Source organism: Henriciella marina DSM 19595, from assembly GCF_000376805.1.
In the GTDB taxonomy this organism is placed as follows: Bacteria; Pseudomonadota; Alphaproteobacteria; order Caulobacterales; family Hyphomonadaceae; genus Henriciella; species Henriciella marina.
In genome coordinates this window covers 859046-874069 of the sequence record NZ_AQXT01000002.1, presented here as the reverse complement: position 1 = coordinate 874069, position 15024 = coordinate 859046, and the positions used below count along the sequence as shown (strand labels likewise).

At 60.2% G+C, this 15024-nt stretch carries 10 protein-coding genes; 6 read left to right on the top strand and 4 right to left on the bottom strand.

Features of this window, described 5'->3' with window-relative positions; genetic code table 11:
- Window positions 1–55 precede the first annotated feature (55 nt).
- Window positions 56–1780, top strand: coding sequence for a sensor histidine kinase (locus tag F550_RS0104385; protein WP_018147315.1), 1725 nt, complete (start codon window positions 56–58; stop codon window positions 1778–1780).
- Between the two features lie 11 nt (window positions 1781–1791).
- Here F550_RS0104385 and rlmJ read toward each other — a convergent pair whose 3' ends face one another.
- From rlmJ to F550_RS0104370, 3 genes are all read right to left on the bottom strand, one after another.
- Window positions 1792–2574 carry a 23S rRNA (adenine(2030)-N(6))-methyltransferase RlmJ gene (gene rlmJ / locus F550_RS16845; protein ID WP_018147314.1) on the bottom strand — a complete coding sequence of 261 codons (783 nt, stop codon included), beginning with the start codon at window positions 2572–2574 and terminating at the stop codon, window positions 1792–1794.
- A gap of 3 nt (window positions 2575–2577) precedes the next feature.
- The gene (locus tag F550_RS0104375; RefSeq protein ID WP_018147313.1) at window positions 2578–4377 is read right to left on the bottom strand and encodes a M28 family metallopeptidase; all 1800 of its coding nucleotides are present in this window, start codon (window positions 4375–4377) and stop codon (window positions 2578–2580) included.
- A 90-nt stretch (window positions 4378–4467) separates the two neighbouring features.
- Window positions 4468–5373 (bottom strand): pirin family protein, encoded by a 906-nt coding sequence (locus F550_RS0104370; protein ID WP_018147312.1) that lies wholly within the window; start codon window positions 5371–5373, stop codon window positions 4468–4470.
- A gap of 38 nt (window positions 5374–5411) precedes the next feature.
- Here F550_RS0104370 and F550_RS0104365 point away from each other — a divergent pair, with 38 nt between their 5' ends.
- The 3 genes from F550_RS0104365 to F550_RS0104355 all read left to right on the top strand — a co-directional run bounded on the left by F550_RS0104365 (window position 5412) and on the right by F550_RS0104355 (window position 8105).
- Window positions 5412–6008, top strand: coding sequence for a uracil-DNA glycosylase family protein (locus tag F550_RS0104365; protein ID WP_018147311.1), 597 nt, complete (start codon window positions 5412–5414; stop codon window positions 6006–6008).
- Between the two features lie 68 nt (window positions 6009–6076).
- Window positions 6077–6994 carry an alpha/beta fold hydrolase gene (locus F550_RS0104360; protein WP_156807816.1) on the top strand — a complete coding sequence of 306 codons (918 nt, stop codon included), beginning with the start codon at window positions 6077–6079 and terminating at the stop codon, window positions 6992–6994.
- Window positions 6995–7058: 64 nt separating this feature from the next.
- On the top strand, window positions 7059–8105 hold the full coding sequence (locus F550_RS0104355) for a Glu/Leu/Phe/Val family dehydrogenase (RefSeq protein ID WP_018147309.1): 1047 nt from the start codon (window positions 7059–7061) through the stop codon (window positions 8103–8105).
- Between the two features lie 22 nt (window positions 8106–8127).
- Here the strand turns inward: F550_RS0104355 and F550_RS0104350 are convergent, their stop codons facing one another.
- Window positions 8128–10740 carry a ribonuclease E/G gene (locus F550_RS0104350; protein WP_018147308.1) on the bottom strand — a complete coding sequence of 871 codons (2613 nt, stop codon included), beginning with the start codon at window positions 10738–10740 and terminating at the stop codon, window positions 8128–8130.
- 398 nt (window positions 10741–11138) lie between these two features.
- On the opposite strand from F550_RS0104350, the gene F550_RS18390 reads away from it, so the two are divergent.
- Both F550_RS18390 and F550_RS0104340 read left to right on the top strand, forming a co-directional pair.
- On the top strand, window positions 11139–12326 hold the full coding sequence (locus F550_RS18390; protein ID WP_018147307.1) for an N-acetylmuramoyl-L-alanine amidase: 1188 nt from the start codon (window positions 11139–11141) through the stop codon (window positions 12324–12326).
- A 124-nt stretch (window positions 12327–12450) separates the two neighbouring features.
- Window positions 12451–15021 carry a penicillin-binding protein 1A gene (locus F550_RS0104340; protein ID WP_018147306.1) on the top strand — a complete coding sequence of 857 codons (2571 nt, stop codon included), beginning with the start codon at window positions 12451–12453 and terminating at the stop codon, window positions 15019–15021.
- Window positions 15022–15024 lie beyond the last annotated feature (3 nt).

The window sequence follows — 15024 nt, the reverse complement described above, 5'->3', positions numbered from 1 at the left end:
TTGATCACAGCAAGTTTGCCGATGGTTAAGACACTTCTGCTAGTTCGGTGTTCTGATGGATCAGTCGCCGAAGGCCTCAAGCTGGGCCAAAACCCTGTTCAAGAAACTGCCTGCGCCCAGCTCGGCGTCGGAAGAACGCGTTTATGCGGAGATGCAGCGGCTGATGATCCGCCTGCTGATCCCAATGGCTGTCATCAATTTCGTGAATGGCCTGATCTATTCGATCGCCTTCCTGCAATACGTCGAGCCCTGGCGGGTCGCCCTCTGGTTTACACCCGTGGTCCTTTTTTCGTCGATGCAGGCGCTTAGCGCTCATAGCATCAAGAAGCGGGGCGGGCTCAATCGTGTTTCGGTAAAACTGCTTCGCAAGGCAGAAGCTACATCTCTTGTGCTTGGCGTATTCTGGGGGGCTTCTGCGGTTGCCTTCTACTCAGACAACGACCTCGCAAACCTGTTCATCTGCGTTGTTATAGCGGGCATGAGCGCAGGCACTGTCTCCATCCTGGGGCCCGTGGCGCGCGTCGGCAGCCGCTTCCTGCTCGGCAGCGTGCCGGTGATGCTGTGCGCCAATATTGTTCTTGGCTCTCCCTTCGCGCTGGAAGTCACCCTGCTGGCGCTGTCATTCACGGCCGCGCTCATAATAGGCGGTCTGCGAAACTACAAGCACGTCTTCGAAATGGTCGATCAGAGCATCGAAAGCGAGCGCGCACGCCAGCGCCTTGCCGATGCGATCGAGTCGTCCAACGACGCTTTTGCGTTCTATGATGACAGGAACGAACTGTTGATTGCCAATGCCCGGCACCGCGACTGGTTCGACGGTGAACGGCCAACGTTTTCGCCCGGTGAAGACAGCATGCCTGTTCTGCTCGACAGCGGCCGCTGGCTGATGCGGTCTAGCCGGAGCACGGGCAAGGGCGGCGCCGTCGTTGTGCACACTGATATTACGGCCCTCAAGACCCGTGAGCGAGAGCTGATTGAAGCACAGCGCGAAGCGGTTGAGGCTGACGAGTCCAAGAGCCGTTTCCTCTCAACGATGAGCCATGAGCTTCGCACGCCGATGAATATCATTCTCGGCTTTTCAAAGCTTATGACGGGCGAGTCGAAGATTGCGCTGTCGCCTGATGATGTGCGTGAATACGCCGACAATATTCACGCAAGCGGTACCCATCTCCTGAAGCTCATCAATGATATTATTGATTATTCGAAAGTCGGTCTTGAGCGGATGCCGGTGCACGCGGTCGACCTGGATACGAGCGCTCTGCTGAGTGAAACGATCACCCTGGCGGCAGGGTTTGAAGACCAGGCGTCGGTCGATGACTTCGACGTCAGCGTCTCGGCCAAGCTGCGTACGCTTCACGCAGATGAAACAGCCATGAAGCGGATTCTCATAAATCTGGTCAGCAATGCAATCCGGTTCAATGAGCCCGGCAAGAAAGTGGTTATTCGCGCAGGTCTCGATGCACAGGGGGCGCCTTTTATAGCCGTTCGCGATTTCGGGCCCGGTATTCCTGAAAGCAAGCTTGAGAAGGTTTTCGAAGCTTTCTATCAGGCGGACGGCAGCTTTGACCGGGAACATGGTGGAACGGGCCTTGGCCTGACACTTTGCCGGCACCTCGCCAGGCTGATGTCCGGGGATGTCGTCCTGAAGTCTCGGGTGGGTGTTGGCACGACCGCGATACTGAGCCTGCCGCCTTCTGCTGTCGGTCGGCCGTCTGACCGCCCTATGGCCAGTGATGACGAGGAAGAATGGATCGGCCCTGCGGACCGTGACGTCGCCTGAGGCGGCAACTACTACCAGTAGCTATCCAGCGTTTCAGCGATTTCATAGGCAGGACGCGCCATGGCCGGCGTGGTACGCAGACCAATGATGGCAGACCCCTCCAGCGCTGAATCCTTGCCGCTCGTGTCCTGCCAGCGCGTGCCGGCAACGAAGCCATAATCCAGGCTGGAGATGAACTGGCCGAATTCCAGTTCGCGCTCGTCCAGGAAAAGCGGCATCCAGACCAGAAAGGCCGCCTTTGGCCAGCGTTTCATCGCGCGTGGCAGCCAGCTTGCGAGCTGGTCCATGTCGCGTTCGGTTTCGTAGCTTGGATCAAGGAAGACCAGCAGGCGTTCGCCGCGGCGGGGCTGAAGCTTCAGCGCGCCATTATAGCCGTCTTCCTTGAGGGCGCGGGCGCGGTCATCTCCGCCAATCGCCGTCTTCAGCTTCTCGATTTCGGCTGGGTGCTTCTCAAAGAAGATCATGCGATCGCGCTCACGCAGACATTGCAGGGCGATCTTCGGCGATCCCGGATAGGCCTGCGGCCCGGCGGCGCCCGTAAACTCCAGCCAGGCCTTGAGCGCGTCGGAGCCTGATGGAGGAGACTTCAGAAGACGAAGCACGCCTTCATCTGCCTCCGCCGTCTTGCGGGCAAGCTTGTCATTCAGATCATAAGTGCCGGCAGCCGAATGGGTCTCCAGATAGAGCCAGTCATGCTGGGCCTGAGCAGCGATCTGGAGAATTGAAAACAGGACTGCGTGCTTGAACACGTCAGCCCTGTTTCCGGCATGATAGCCATGCTGGTAGGAAAGCAAGGTCTACTCGCCGTCAGCTTCTGCGAGCGAGGCCTCGCGGGCGGCCTCGAACTCATTGCCTTCATACCAGGTCGGCCACTGGTCGGAATTGATGATTTCAAGTCCGACCTCGTAGAGCGCGGTGACATCTTCCACCATGCCTTCAAGGTTCCAGTCTTCGGAGTACTCATCCATCGGCTTGTGGTAGCGCTGCGCGGTGTAGGTGTCGGCAGCTGCACGGCCTGCAGCCACGCCGCCATCGCGCTTGTCGATGCCGCCATCAGCGTAAAGCATCGGCACGCCCTTCTTGGCGAAGGAAATGTGGTCAGAGCGGTAGAAAGAACCGGCTTCCGGACGCGGATCCGGCTCTACGACGCGGTCCTGGGCTTCGAGCTTGGCTTCGAGGATGTCTTCCAGTTCAGAAGCCCCATAGCCAACGACGACCATTTCCTTGGTGCGTCCCACAGGTAGCATACCGTCCATATTGATCCCGGCGACGATCTGGTTGAGCGGCACGGTTGGATTGTCGGCATAATAGGCAGAGCCGAGAAGGCCGGATTCCTCGAGTGTCACGGAGACAAAGAGACCAGAGCGCGGATGCTCACCTGCGGCCATGGCTTCGGCGATATCCAGAAGCGCTGCGGAGCCGGTCGCATTGTCCACGGCACCGTTGAAGATTTCGTCCTGGTAGAAATCTTCGGTTGGCGCGCCAGTGCGTTCTTCGGTTTTCTTGCCGAGGTGATCCCAGTGTGCGGTGTAGAGAACATATTCCTCAGGGCGTTCGGTGCCCGGAAGCATGCCGATCACATTGCGCGACTCCATGGTATCGACGGTCTGAACGATGTTGCCGGACACTGTGAGGTCCCCCATGTCGACCGGCTCGAAGCCTGGCTCCATGGCGGCGGACTTCATTTCCTCCAGGTCCATGCCAGCATCAGCGAAGAGGGTTTCAGCGACATCGCGGCTGATCCAGGACTCGAATGTGGTGCGGCTGGAACCGCCATCGCCGCGGACGAGATCGGCTTGCGCGCCAGACCAGGAATTGCGCACGACTTCCCACGGATAGGAGGCCGGCTCGGTCTCGTGAATGATGATCGCGCCGGTTGCGCCCTGACGGGCGGCTTCTTCGAACTTGTAGGTCCAGCGGCCATAATAGGTCATGGCCTTGCCATTGAAGAGGTCATCTGTGCCGCGCGCAAACCCCGGATCATTGACCAGCATGACGACCGTCTTGCCGTCGACATCGAGGCCCTCATAGTCGTTCCAGTCATATTCGGGGGCAACGACGCCATAGCCGACGAACACCAGTTCGGAATCGTCGAAGGCGAGTTCTGTTTCGTCCTGATGCTTGGTCCAGAGAACAGCGTCTTCCTTCAGCGTAAGCTCCATAGGCTCACCGGAGGAGAGACCGTTGACGCGGATCCCCGATACGCTCTCGTCCAGGGTCTGTTCGACCATGCCAACGGACTGGAACCAGCCGCCATTGTCGCCGCCCGGCTCAAGTCCGATGCGCTCCATCTCGCGGGCAATCCAGAGCGCAGCGTTCTCGCCTGCTTCGCTGCCCGGGCCGCGGCCCTCATAGGCGTCGTCTGCAAGGGTCGAGATACGAACGGCGAGATCTTCGGCGGTGATCTCTGCCGACGAGTTGTCCGGAAGCGGCAGGATCAGGTCTGCGCTTTCGAATGAAGCATCTGCGTCCATGTCTTCAGTTGCAGCGGCTTCGTCTGCGGGCGCTGTGTCGACTGTGTCTTCATTCGTCGCGGCGGGGTCAGAGCAGGCAGCCAGGGCGAGCAGCGAAATGGCTGGCCAGAAAGTGCGCTTCATAAAAAGTCTCCTGAATCGGTCTGTTGCTGCATGTTGTGACACAGCGGCGCAAGCCTCACAAGAAACCCCGCAGCGCCGATGCGCGCGGCGTCAGCCAGGACCGGGCAGAGCGATATAGTCTTCTTCACCATCGGGGAGGCCAAACCGGGTGCCAATCCAGTTTTCTTCGATGGAGCGCGTCCAGTCGGCACGTGCCTCATCGATAAGCTCGCGGCGGCTGGCGACGAAATTCCAGTCGATCAGGCGTGGTCCATCCATGGTCTGACCTCCGGCCAGCATCAGATGGCTGTGCGCTGAGGCAGTGATCTCAGCGCGTTCGCCGGGTTTAAGAATGATCATGCAGCCATCGCCATAGGTCTTTCCCGCGATCTCGACCGTTCCTCCGGCGACATAGATGGCGCGCTCATCTGCGGCGTCGCCTGGAACGTCGAAAGCGGCGCCGTCGGGCGCAGAAATGCCGAGGTACCAGATCCCCCATGGAAACTCGACAGGGGAGCGGTGGCCCCAGGCTTTACCGGCAAGAAGCCGGGCGCGCGCGCCGCCGAGGTCAAACTCCGGTAGCGTATCTGCCGGGTGGTGCGTAAAGTAGGGGTCGCAGGCCTCATGTGTCTTTGGCAGAGCGACCCAGGTCTGGATGCCGTGCATGCGCATGCCGGTTTGGCGTTCGGCGTCAGGGGTTCGTTCCGAATGCACGATGCCCTTGCCAGCGACCATCCAGTTGACCGCGCCCGGCCTGATCGTGATGTCAGAGCCGACGGTGTCCTTGTGATGGATCGCGCCATCGAAAAGATAGGTGACGGTTGCCAGACCGATATGGGGATGGGCGCGCACATCGAAGCCCTTGCCGGGCGGATAGTCGACAGGTCCGAAATGATCGAAGAAGATAAACGGCCCGACCAGTTTGCGCTTATGGAAGGGAAGCACCCGGCGAACCTTGAAGCCGCCGCCAAGGTCTCTGGGCCTCGCATCGATGACAAGGTCTACAGGGTCTGACATGCGCGTTCGTCCTTGCTTTGGGCTATTGCCTATCCATCTTGGCGCAAGTGAACGATGAGCTGAACACCTATCTTGAACAATTACGCGCCTGCACGATCTGCGCAGGCCAGATGCAGCGTTCGCCAAACCCCATTGTCAGAGCCGCAAAGGGGGCGCGCATCCTGATTGCGAGCCAGGCGCCGGGAAACCTCGCCGACCGTTCATCCAGGCCATTTGCAGACCCGTCCGGCGTGCGCCTGCGCGAATGGATGGGTGTCAGCGAAGAAGAATTTTATGACGAGTCCCGGGTCGTGATTGCGCCCATGGGCTTCTGCTTTCCAGGCTATGACAAAAATGGCGGCGACCTGCCGCCCATGAAAGTCTGCGCGCCCACCTGGCGGCCGGGACTTCTGGAGCGCTTGCCAGATATCAAACTGGTTCTGGCCATCGGCGGCTATGCTCAGAAATGGCACCTTGGACCTGACGCCTCGCGAACGCTAACCGAAACAGTTCGTAGCTGGCGTACCCATCTGGAGGCCGGTATCCTGCCGACACCCCATCCAAGCTGGCGCAACAATGCCTGGCTGAAGAGGAACCCGTGGTTTGCGGCAGATGTCCTGCCTGTGCTGCGCCAGAAAGTGAGAGACCTGCTTTGAGATGGCTGATCCTCGTTCTCCTGCTTACCGTTTCAGCCTGCGCCACACCGCGCATGCAGGAGGCGCTCATGACTGATGGGCAGGTCCAGCCGGACCTCGCGCCGGAGCTTTCGACCTTTGTCAGTTTCGATGGGGCGGAGCTTGGCCTGACAGTCTGGGACGCTGAGCCCGCGCCAGCCGAACGCGAGCACGTCATTCTTGGCGTTCATGGCATGAATGACTACGCCAACGCCTTTCACATGGCCGCGCCATGGTTCGCCGCGCGCGGTGTGAAGACCTATGCCTATGACCAGCGAGGGTTTGGCCGGTCCATCGGGCGGGGCATCTGGCCTGACCCGGAGCTGATGCGGAAGGATTTGCGCGTTGCGGTAGATCTGGTGCGCGCGCGTCATCCAGATGCGACGCTAACGCTGGTCGGGATATCGATGGGCGGGTCGGTCACGATGACCGCGTTCGGGTCGGATAATCCGCCTGAAGGCGTGGACAGGTTGATCCTGTCCGGGCCGGGTCTGCGCGGCTGGGGCGCCATGAACTGGCTCTATCGCGGGGCCCTCTGGCTTTCTGCACATTCGCGGCCAGGATGGGTTGTCCGGCCTCCGCGCGGGGTCAAGATCGAGCCTTCGGACAATATCGAGATGCTGCGCCGGATGATGGCAGACCCACTGCGCATGACGGACAACCGGATTGATCAGGTCTACGGCGTCGTCGCCCTCATGGAGGAAGCGCATGCCGCCGCACCAAAGCTGCCCGCATCGATGCCCACGCTTCTGACCTATGGTGCCAAGGACATTGTCATCCCGCCAGCAGGCATGAAACGGACCATCCGGAGCCTGCCCGAACATGTGCGTACCGCCTACTATCCCAAGGGGTATCATATGCTGCTGAGAGACCTTCAGGCTGAAATCGTCTACGCCGATATGTGGGCTTTCATGCAAGATCCTTCTGCAAGCTTGCCGTCGGGCGTATCTGCCATTCCAGACAGGTGAGCGAAGCGGTTGACCGCCAATTCCAGCGCGCTAAGGCCGTGGCGAGACATTCAGGAGATCAGCCATGTTCGACCATCCTTCCTTCGACGGTCATGAAGGCGTCCATATGTTCGAAGACAAGGCGAGTGGCCTGAAAGCCATTATCGCGGTGCATTCGACGGCGCTTGGGCCAGCGGCGGGCGGATGCCGGATGTGGAATTATGATACCGGGGAAGAAGCGCTTCGCGATGCCCTGCGCCTCTCCAAGGGGATGAGTTTCAAGAATGCCATGGCGGGCCTGCCGCTCGGCGGCGGCAAGGCCGTTATCTGGGGCAATTCGAAAACCGACAAGTCACCGGCCCTGTTCGAGGCGTTCGGTCGTGCGATCAATTCACTGAACGGTTCGTACTATACCGCCGAAGACGTGGGGATCAGCCCGAAAGACATGGAAATCGTGGCGACGCAGACGAAATACGTCGCCGGACTGGACCAGGGCGATGCGGCGAGCGGCGACCCATCGCCGATCACCGCGCTTGGCGTCTATCGCGGCATCAAGGCCAGTGCAAAGCGCGTTTTTGGTACAGATGACCTCTCGGGGCGCACCATTGCGGTCCAGGGCGTCGGTCATGTTGGCGGTTATCTCTGCGATCATCTCGCGGAAGAGGGCGCGACCCTCATCATTGCGGACATTGATGAGGCATTGCTGAAAGATGTCAGCGCGCGTACCGGGGCCACGGTCGTCGCGACAGACGAGATCTATGATCAGTATGTCGACATCTTCTCGCCGAACGCGCTTGGCGCGGTCATCAATCCGCAGACGCTGCCGCGTCTGAAAGCCAAAGTCGTTGCAGGCGGCGCGAACAATCAGCTTTCCATCGCCGAAATGGACGCCGCTCTCCGTGACCGGGGCATCCTCTATGCACCAGATTACGTCATCAATGGCGGCGGCATCATCAATGTGGCTGCGGAGATTTCCGGTGCCTATTCGAGAAACTGGGTCATGGGCAAGCTGAACGTCCTCATCGAGACGCTGGGCGAAGTGCTCGACGAAGCACTGAGCCGGAACGCGCCGACAAATGAGGTGGCCGAGCAGATTGCACGCACACGCATTGCGGCGGCGCAATCTGCCTGATCAGTCTGAAGCGTAAGTCGCCTTAGCGACGGCGGGCCCACCAGCCACGCCGTTTCGGCTTCTCTTCTTTTTTCTCTTCCTTGGCCGGAGCCTGTTTTTCGTCGGCGACGAGAACGGGTTCGCTGGCGACAGGTTTTCCGGGCTCGGAAACGGCGGCGGCAGAAGGCTCCTCCGGTGTTTCAGTTTCCTTAGCCGTATCAGCTGCTGCCGCGACAGGTTCGGGCTCCTTCGGCGCCGGCGTTGGCGCTGCGACCTCTTCGGCAGGGGCCTTGTCCTGCGTCGGCTGTTCGGAAGCGGTCTGGTCGCTCGATGGCGCCTCTTGCTCTGGCGAGCTTACCGCATCGTCTGCTTTGGCGTCCGTTCCTTCAGCCTCGGCGTTCGCCTTCTGCGACGGGCGACGTCCACCACGACTGCGGCGTGAGCGCGACCGGCGCGGCTTTGGTTTGTCTTCCTTCTCTGCGCCATCGTCTTCGCTCGAATTGCTTTCGCCCTTCGAGTCGCCATCATCCTGTTTGATGGCATCAAGCGCGACAGCCTTGGCAAGTTGCGGCTGGGCCGAATTCGACCGGTTGGCTTCATCTGGATCGGGGAGGGCAGGTGGCTCCTCATCGATCATCATGGCGACGCTGTGCGCGATGCCATCAAGAAGCGCGCCGCCATCCAGTGGCACGACAGGGTTTGGCTCGCGCCGTCTGCGGCGACCGCCGCGGCGACCGCGGCGCCTGCGCTTGCGTGAGCTGCCTGACGAGTCGTCATTGTCGGAGCCATCATCCGATGACTGCTGATTGTCGCCATCATCGTCCGTGTCGGCTTCGGACCCGGCATCAGCCTCAGTCTCGGAATCATCTTCCTCGACATCGTCCTCTGCCATTTCGTCGCCCTCATCGGGCAGCTGATCGTCATCGGCGTCGCCGCTGATATGACGATTACGGTCCGATTTGCGGCCACGGCGGGATTTGTAATTCGGGTCCTTCTCGGCATCGATCCGGAAATCGCCGGGAAGGAGTTCTTCTGACGACTGGATGGAGATCGCAAAGCCGGCGACGTCCTCAATCTCGGTAACCGCTTCGCGCTTATTGTTGAGAAGGTAGAGCGCCACGTCGGTGGGGGCGTGGACAGTGATGGAGGCGAGTCCGCCACCTGCGGCGCGCGCTTCCAGCGCGCGAAGGAGCTGGAGCGCTGCAGACGGAACCGACCGGCGCCGGCCTGTCCCATCACATGCATCGCACGGATCAGATGTTGCCTGAAGCACACCGGCGCGGCGGCGCTGACGTGAAATTTCCATCAGACCAAACTGAGAGATCTTGCCGCTCTGCACGCGGGCCCGGTCGAATTTGAGGCAGTCTTTCAGCTTCTTTTCAACCGCGCGATTGTTCTTGTTCTCATCCATGTCGATGAAATCGATCACGATGAGGCCGGCGAGATCGCGAAGGCGCATCTGGCGGCAGACTTCTTCGGCTGCTTCCAGATTGGTGCGCAGGGCGGTCTGCTCGATATTGCGTTCTTTCGTCGCCTTGCCAGAGTTCACGTCGACGGCAACCAGGGCTTCTGTCTGGTTGATGACCAGATAGCCGCCCGACTTCATCTGCACGGTCGGCGAGAAGATGGAGTCCAGCTGTTCTTCAACTGCCTCAGAGACAAAGAGCGGCGCAGCGGATTTCCACTGTTTCACCTTCTTTGCCTGCGTCGGCATGATCATCTTGGAGAGGTCTTTTGCCTCTCTATAGGCCGCCTGACCCTGGATGATGACTTCCTCGATATCCTTGTCGAACATGTCGCGCATGGCGCGGTGAACGAGGCCGCCTTCTTCATGAATGATGCAGGGCGCGATCGATTCCATGGTCCGGCCACGGATATTGTCCCAGAGCTTCTGGAGGTATTCATAGTCGCGGCGGATGTCGGTCTTGGTGCGTTTGGCACCGGCCGTGCGCACGATCAGCCCCATGCCGGTCGGCACGTCGAGGCTGGACATGATTTCCTTCAACCGTTTGCGGTCAGCACCGTTCGCAATCTTGCGGGAAATGCCGCCGCCGCGCGGCGTATTCGGCATAAGAACGCTGTAGCGGCCGGCCAGCGACAGGAAAGTGGTAAGCGCTGCGCCTTTGTTGCCGCGCTCTTCCTTGACCACCTGGACCAGCATCACCTGCCGGCGGCGAATGACTTCCTGGATCTTGTAGCGTTTGGAGCTTGCCTGCGGCCGCGGCTTGGCGGCAGCCGCTTCAGAGGCAGCTTCATCAGCATCGGACTCATTTTCGCTATCGTCGCCGTCACCATCATCGCTGCTGGCGTCGTCGTCATCATCATGAGGATCGTCAGCTGCAAAACCGTCATCGTCATCATCGACGGCGGCGCGGGCGGCATCCTGAAGCAGCGCTTCGCGGTCTGCCTGGGGAAGCTGGTAATAGTCTGGATGGATTTCGTTGAAAGCGAGAAAGCCGTGGCGGTTGCCGCCATACTCAACAAAACAGGCCTGGAGCGAGGGTTCGACCCGCGTCACCTTGGCGAGGTAGATATTGCCTCTTAGCTGTTCCTTGCCTGTGGTTTCGAAATCGAAGTCATCTACGCGTCCATCCGATACGAGCGCGACCCGGGTTTCCTCCGGGTGGACCGCATCGATCAGCATCAATTTGCTCATAGGTTATCGCCTTGTGATCTGGCGGCGCGGCGCGGGAAGTTGTCATCCCTGTGCTGCGGCGAACGCCAGTTAAGTTGTAACGGGATACCTTGCGTCCGCACGTCTGCGCGCCTTTAGGCGCTAGTCTCGACGGTGCTTGCTGGGACATAAGATACATTGCTGGTTGTTCCGTGTCCGAAAATGTCATGCGCGGGGAAGTACGCCCGTCTACACGCCATCCGGAAATGGCTCTGCCCCTTTATAGAGGTCTGTAGAAGCATGCCGAAAGCTGGACCTAATGAAAAGCTCAAAAATCAGAGAAGTACGAAATAAGCAGTGGCTTCTCTGACGGTAAACGCTGGATTAACGAAGCCGATGCATTCTTCAAACTCAATGACTCAGCGACTTTCGACAGGGCCATGACCATTTCAGTTCGGTATTTTATTCTAGTTGTCTGCGCTTCCGTCTGGCTGTGTGTCAGCGCGTGGGCGGGCGAAATCAGCGAAATTCGCGTCGAGGGTGAGGGCGAGTACACCCGAATCACACTTGCCTCGAATGGAGAGATCCACCACGGGATCTTCTCTCTGTCTGAAGCGGGTGACCTTTTCGTTACTGTCGACTTTCCGGGTTCGCGCGTTGCTGACCGGGCCGTAACGCCGCCCCCAACAGGCGCGGTATCATCCTATGAAATCCTCGGGGGCGGGATCGCCTTCAGATTGAAAAAACCCGTGACCGTCTCCCGCGCGCTTAGCGTTGGCCCGACAAGCAGCGATCCGCGCCATCGTCTGGTCGTTGACCTTGTCCGCGTTGCGCCCAACCGGTTCGACAGGGACGCTTCCATCGATGTCGACCGGCGCGCGGCCTTCTTCGCGGGCGGCGGCGTCAGCGAAACTCTCGAGGTTGCAGAAACGCAAGCGCCGCCACGCAAACGCGTCATTGTCATCGATCCGGGCCACGGCGGGCGCGACCCCGGGGCGTCTGCGCAAGATGCAACGCGCGAAAAAGTGGTTGTGCTGAAAACGGCGCAGGCCCTGAAAACCTATCTCGACGCAACGGGGCGTTATTCGGTTTTCCTCACCCGCGACGACGACACCTATATCGAGCATGAAGACCGCGTCTCCATGGCGCGTAACTGGGGCGCCGATCTCTTTATCTCTATCCATGCCGATGCAGCTGGGAACCGCTCTGTGTCCGGGGCGACCGTCTATACCCTCAATACACGCGGCGAGGGCAGGGTGGACCCGACGGCAAACAAGCATGGCTGGCATTTGCCGATCGAGGATGGCACCTCGCGCGAAGTGGCGAGCATCCTGACCGACCTCACCAAGCGGGAAACCAAAACGAATTCATCGATCTTCGCAGAGTTGCTGATCCCGGAACTCAGCCGGGCAGGGCCGGTCGTCCGCAACAGTCACCGCCAGGAGAACTTCTTCGTTCTTCTGGCGCCAGATGTTCCGGCTGTTCTGGTCGAGGTCGGCTTTCTGACGAATCGCGCAGATGCTGCGCGTCTGGCCTCTGCCGACGGGCGAAACCGCGCCGCGCGGGCCATTGCAAACGCGATTGATAGCTATTTTGACCGTCCAGCAGGCCATACTGCAGTAAATTAGGTGCTCGCGGCTTCCGTCTGCCGCCAGCGCGCCTTACTCTCGTCACCTAGTTCTGCGAGGCGCTGTTCTCGTGTCGAATAGAGTTGCCTAATAGACTGGCCCAATAGACGAGAACGGACATCGCATGAGTGAACAGTCGGTCTGGAAGCGTTATCTGACGTGGAAGCTTGCCCGCCGCGTGGCGATCGGGATCTTTATCATCGGTGCGCTCTGCTTCGTCGCGCTGGTTCTCTGGGTCGCCGCTCTGTCGCGGGACCTGCCATCGCATGAGCGTCTTGCCGACTATGAGCCACCGATTACCTCGCGGGTTCATGCCGGCGACGGGACGCTGATTGCCGAGTTTGCCGAAGAGCACCGGGTCTTCGTGCCGATCGAATCCATGCCCGACCACGTAACCCAGGCCTTCGTCGCCGCCGAAGACAAGAAGTTCTTCGAGCATGATGGTCTCGACTATGTCGGCATCCTGCGCGGGGCGATCAATTCGGCCCAGATCAAGCTTTCGGGCAGCGATGGCAACCTGCAGGGCGGGTCCACGATCACCCAGCAGGTCGCCAAGAACATGTTGCTGACGCGCGACCAGCGCATCGAGCGCAAGGTCAAGGAAGCGATCATTGCACGCCGCATGGAAAACACCTTCACCAAGGACCAGATTCTCGAGCTTTATCTCAATGAGATCTATCTTGGCGTGCGGGCTTACGGCGTCGGCTCTGCCGCTCTGATCTATTTCAACAAGTCGCTTCCAGAGCTTAGCCTGTCGGAAGCGGCCGTTCTGGCATCGCTTGCCAAGGCGCCATCGACGGTAAACCCCTATCGCCGCCCGCAACGTCTTCTGGCCCGCCGCAACTATGTCCTCAACCGTATGCTGGAAGACGGCTACATAACTGAGGAAGAGGCTGAAGAGGCAAAGTCCCAGCCGCTTGAAGTCGTGGACCGCCTGCGTGGCCCCGAATACGCCGCGGCGACCTATTTCGTTCAGGAGCTTCGCCGCGACCTTATCGAGGAGTATGGCGAAGAAGCGCTTGAGCGCGGCGGGCTTTCGATCCGCACCACGCTGGATACACAGATGCAGCTTGCCGCCCAGAATGCGCTTCAGTCAGGCCTTGAGACCTATGACCGCCGCCATGGCTATCGCGGCCCCTTCACTTCGGTGGATGCGTCCGGCGATGTTGCGGGCCAACTCCAGGAAGTTGAACGCCCCGCCGGCTTTGGTGACTGGGAAGCCGGCATGGTCCGGGACATCTCCGGCGAGGGCGCGGTAATTGTGCTCAATGATGGCCGCACGACCAGCATTCCGGATGAAGATGTCCGCTGGGCAAATAGCTGGGACCGCCCGGATGGCGGCGAAGGTCTTGCGCGCGGCGATGTCATTCTCGTCGATGTCGAGCGTACCGAAGAGCTGAAGCCGGGCGCTGAAGCCCCGGCCGAGGGCGAGCTTCGCAATGAAGAAGACTGGATTGCGGTGCCTTCCGAAACGGCGACCTTGAAACAGGTGCCTGCGGTCGAGGGCGCCATCGTGGCGCTTGATCCGCATACCGGGCGCGTGCTGGCAATGGTCGGCGGCTATTCCTTCTTCAAGAGCCCGTTCAACCGGGTCACGCAAGGCATGCGTCAACCAGGGTCCGCCTTCAAACCGTTCGTCTATGCGGCCGCGCTCGAAAATGGCTATACGCCTTCGACGCAAATCCTCGACTCCCCGTTTGTCTATTTTGATCAGGTAACGGGCCAGACCTGGAAGCCTCAGAACTATTCTGCGGGGCGCAGCTATGGCGAAGTGACCATGCGCACCGCGCTGGAGCGCTCCTTCAACCAGGTGACCGCGCGTGTGGCCGTCGATATCGGCATGGAAGATGTGTCCGAGCTTGCCGAGCGGTTCGGTCTCTATGACGATCTGCCAGCCTATCCGGCGATGGCGCTGGGCTCTGGTGACACCACGCCCTGGCGGATGGCGCGCGGCTATGCTGCTTTCGTCAATGGCGGCAAGGAAGTGACGCCAACGCTGCTGGACCGTGTTCAGGACCGGCACGGCCAGACGCTCTATCGCCATGACAAGCGCGCCTGCGAAGGCTGCGTCTCGGAAAGCTGGGACGGCGAAACGCCGCCAGAGCTTGCCGACGACCGCGAACAGCTGATCGACCCGGTGATCGCCTATCAGGTCGTGCACATGCTTGAAGGCGTGGTGGAGCGCGGGACGGCCCGGCGCGCAGCCAGCCTCAACAAGCCTCTGGCCGGCAAGACCGGGACGACGAACGATTATTTCGATGCGCTCTTCTATGGCTTCTCGCCGGACCTCGTCGTTGGTGTCTGGGTCGGGTTTGACCAGCCGCGAACGCTTGGAAATGGTGAGGCGGGCGGCTCGGTCGCCCTGCCGGTCTTCGTTAATTTCATGAAAGAAGCGCTCGAGGATGCGCCCGCCATGCCGTTCCGTATCCCGCCCGGTGTGCGGCTTGTTTCGGTCGATCATGATACCGGCGGTCTGCCGACATCGAGATCGGGTGAGGTCATTGTCGAAGCCTTCCGGCCGGGCACAGAGCCGGGTGCGGTCTTTGACGAGGATGATGGGTTCTCCATCTCGGGCAATCAGGGCGCCAGCATGTTTGGCGGCAATGATACGGCCGATCCTTCCGCAGAAGGCTTCGGTGACAATCCGCCTGAGGAAGATGATGTCGCGGACGAGAATTTGGGCGGGATTTATTGACCC

Bases quoted from the DNA above. Each gene is read 5' to 3' on its own strand.
- F550_RS0104385 (WP_018147315.1), top strand. From the start codon at position 56: ATGGATCAGTCGCCGAAGGCCTCAAGCTGGGCCAAAACCCTGTTCAAG.
- F550_RS0104375 (WP_018147313.1), bottom strand. From the start codon at position 4,377: ATGAAGCGCACTTTCTGGCCAGCCATTTCGCTGCTCGCCCTGGCTGCC.
- F550_RS0104370 (WP_018147312.1), bottom strand. From the start codon at position 5,373: ATGTCAGACCCTGTAGACCTTGTCATCGATGCGAGGCCCAGAGACCTT.
- F550_RS0104360 (WP_156807816.1), top strand. From the start codon at position 6,077: ATGACTGATGGGCAGGTCCAGCCGGACCTCGCGCCGGAGCTTTCGACC.
- F550_RS0104355 (WP_018147309.1), top strand. From the start codon at position 7,059: ATGTTCGACCATCCTTCCTTCGACGGTCATGAAGGCGTCCATATGTTC.
- F550_RS0104350 (WP_018147308.1), bottom strand. From the start codon at position 10,740: ATGAGCAAATTGATGCTGATCGATGCGGTCCACCCGGAGGAAACCCGG.
- F550_RS18390 (WP_018147307.1), top strand. From the start codon at position 11,139: ATGACCATTTCAGTTCGGTATTTTATTCTAGTTGTCTGCGCTTCCGTC.
- F550_RS0104340 (WP_018147306.1), top strand. From the start codon at position 12,451: ATGAGTGAACAGTCGGTCTGGAAGCGTTATCTGACGTGGAAGCTTGCC.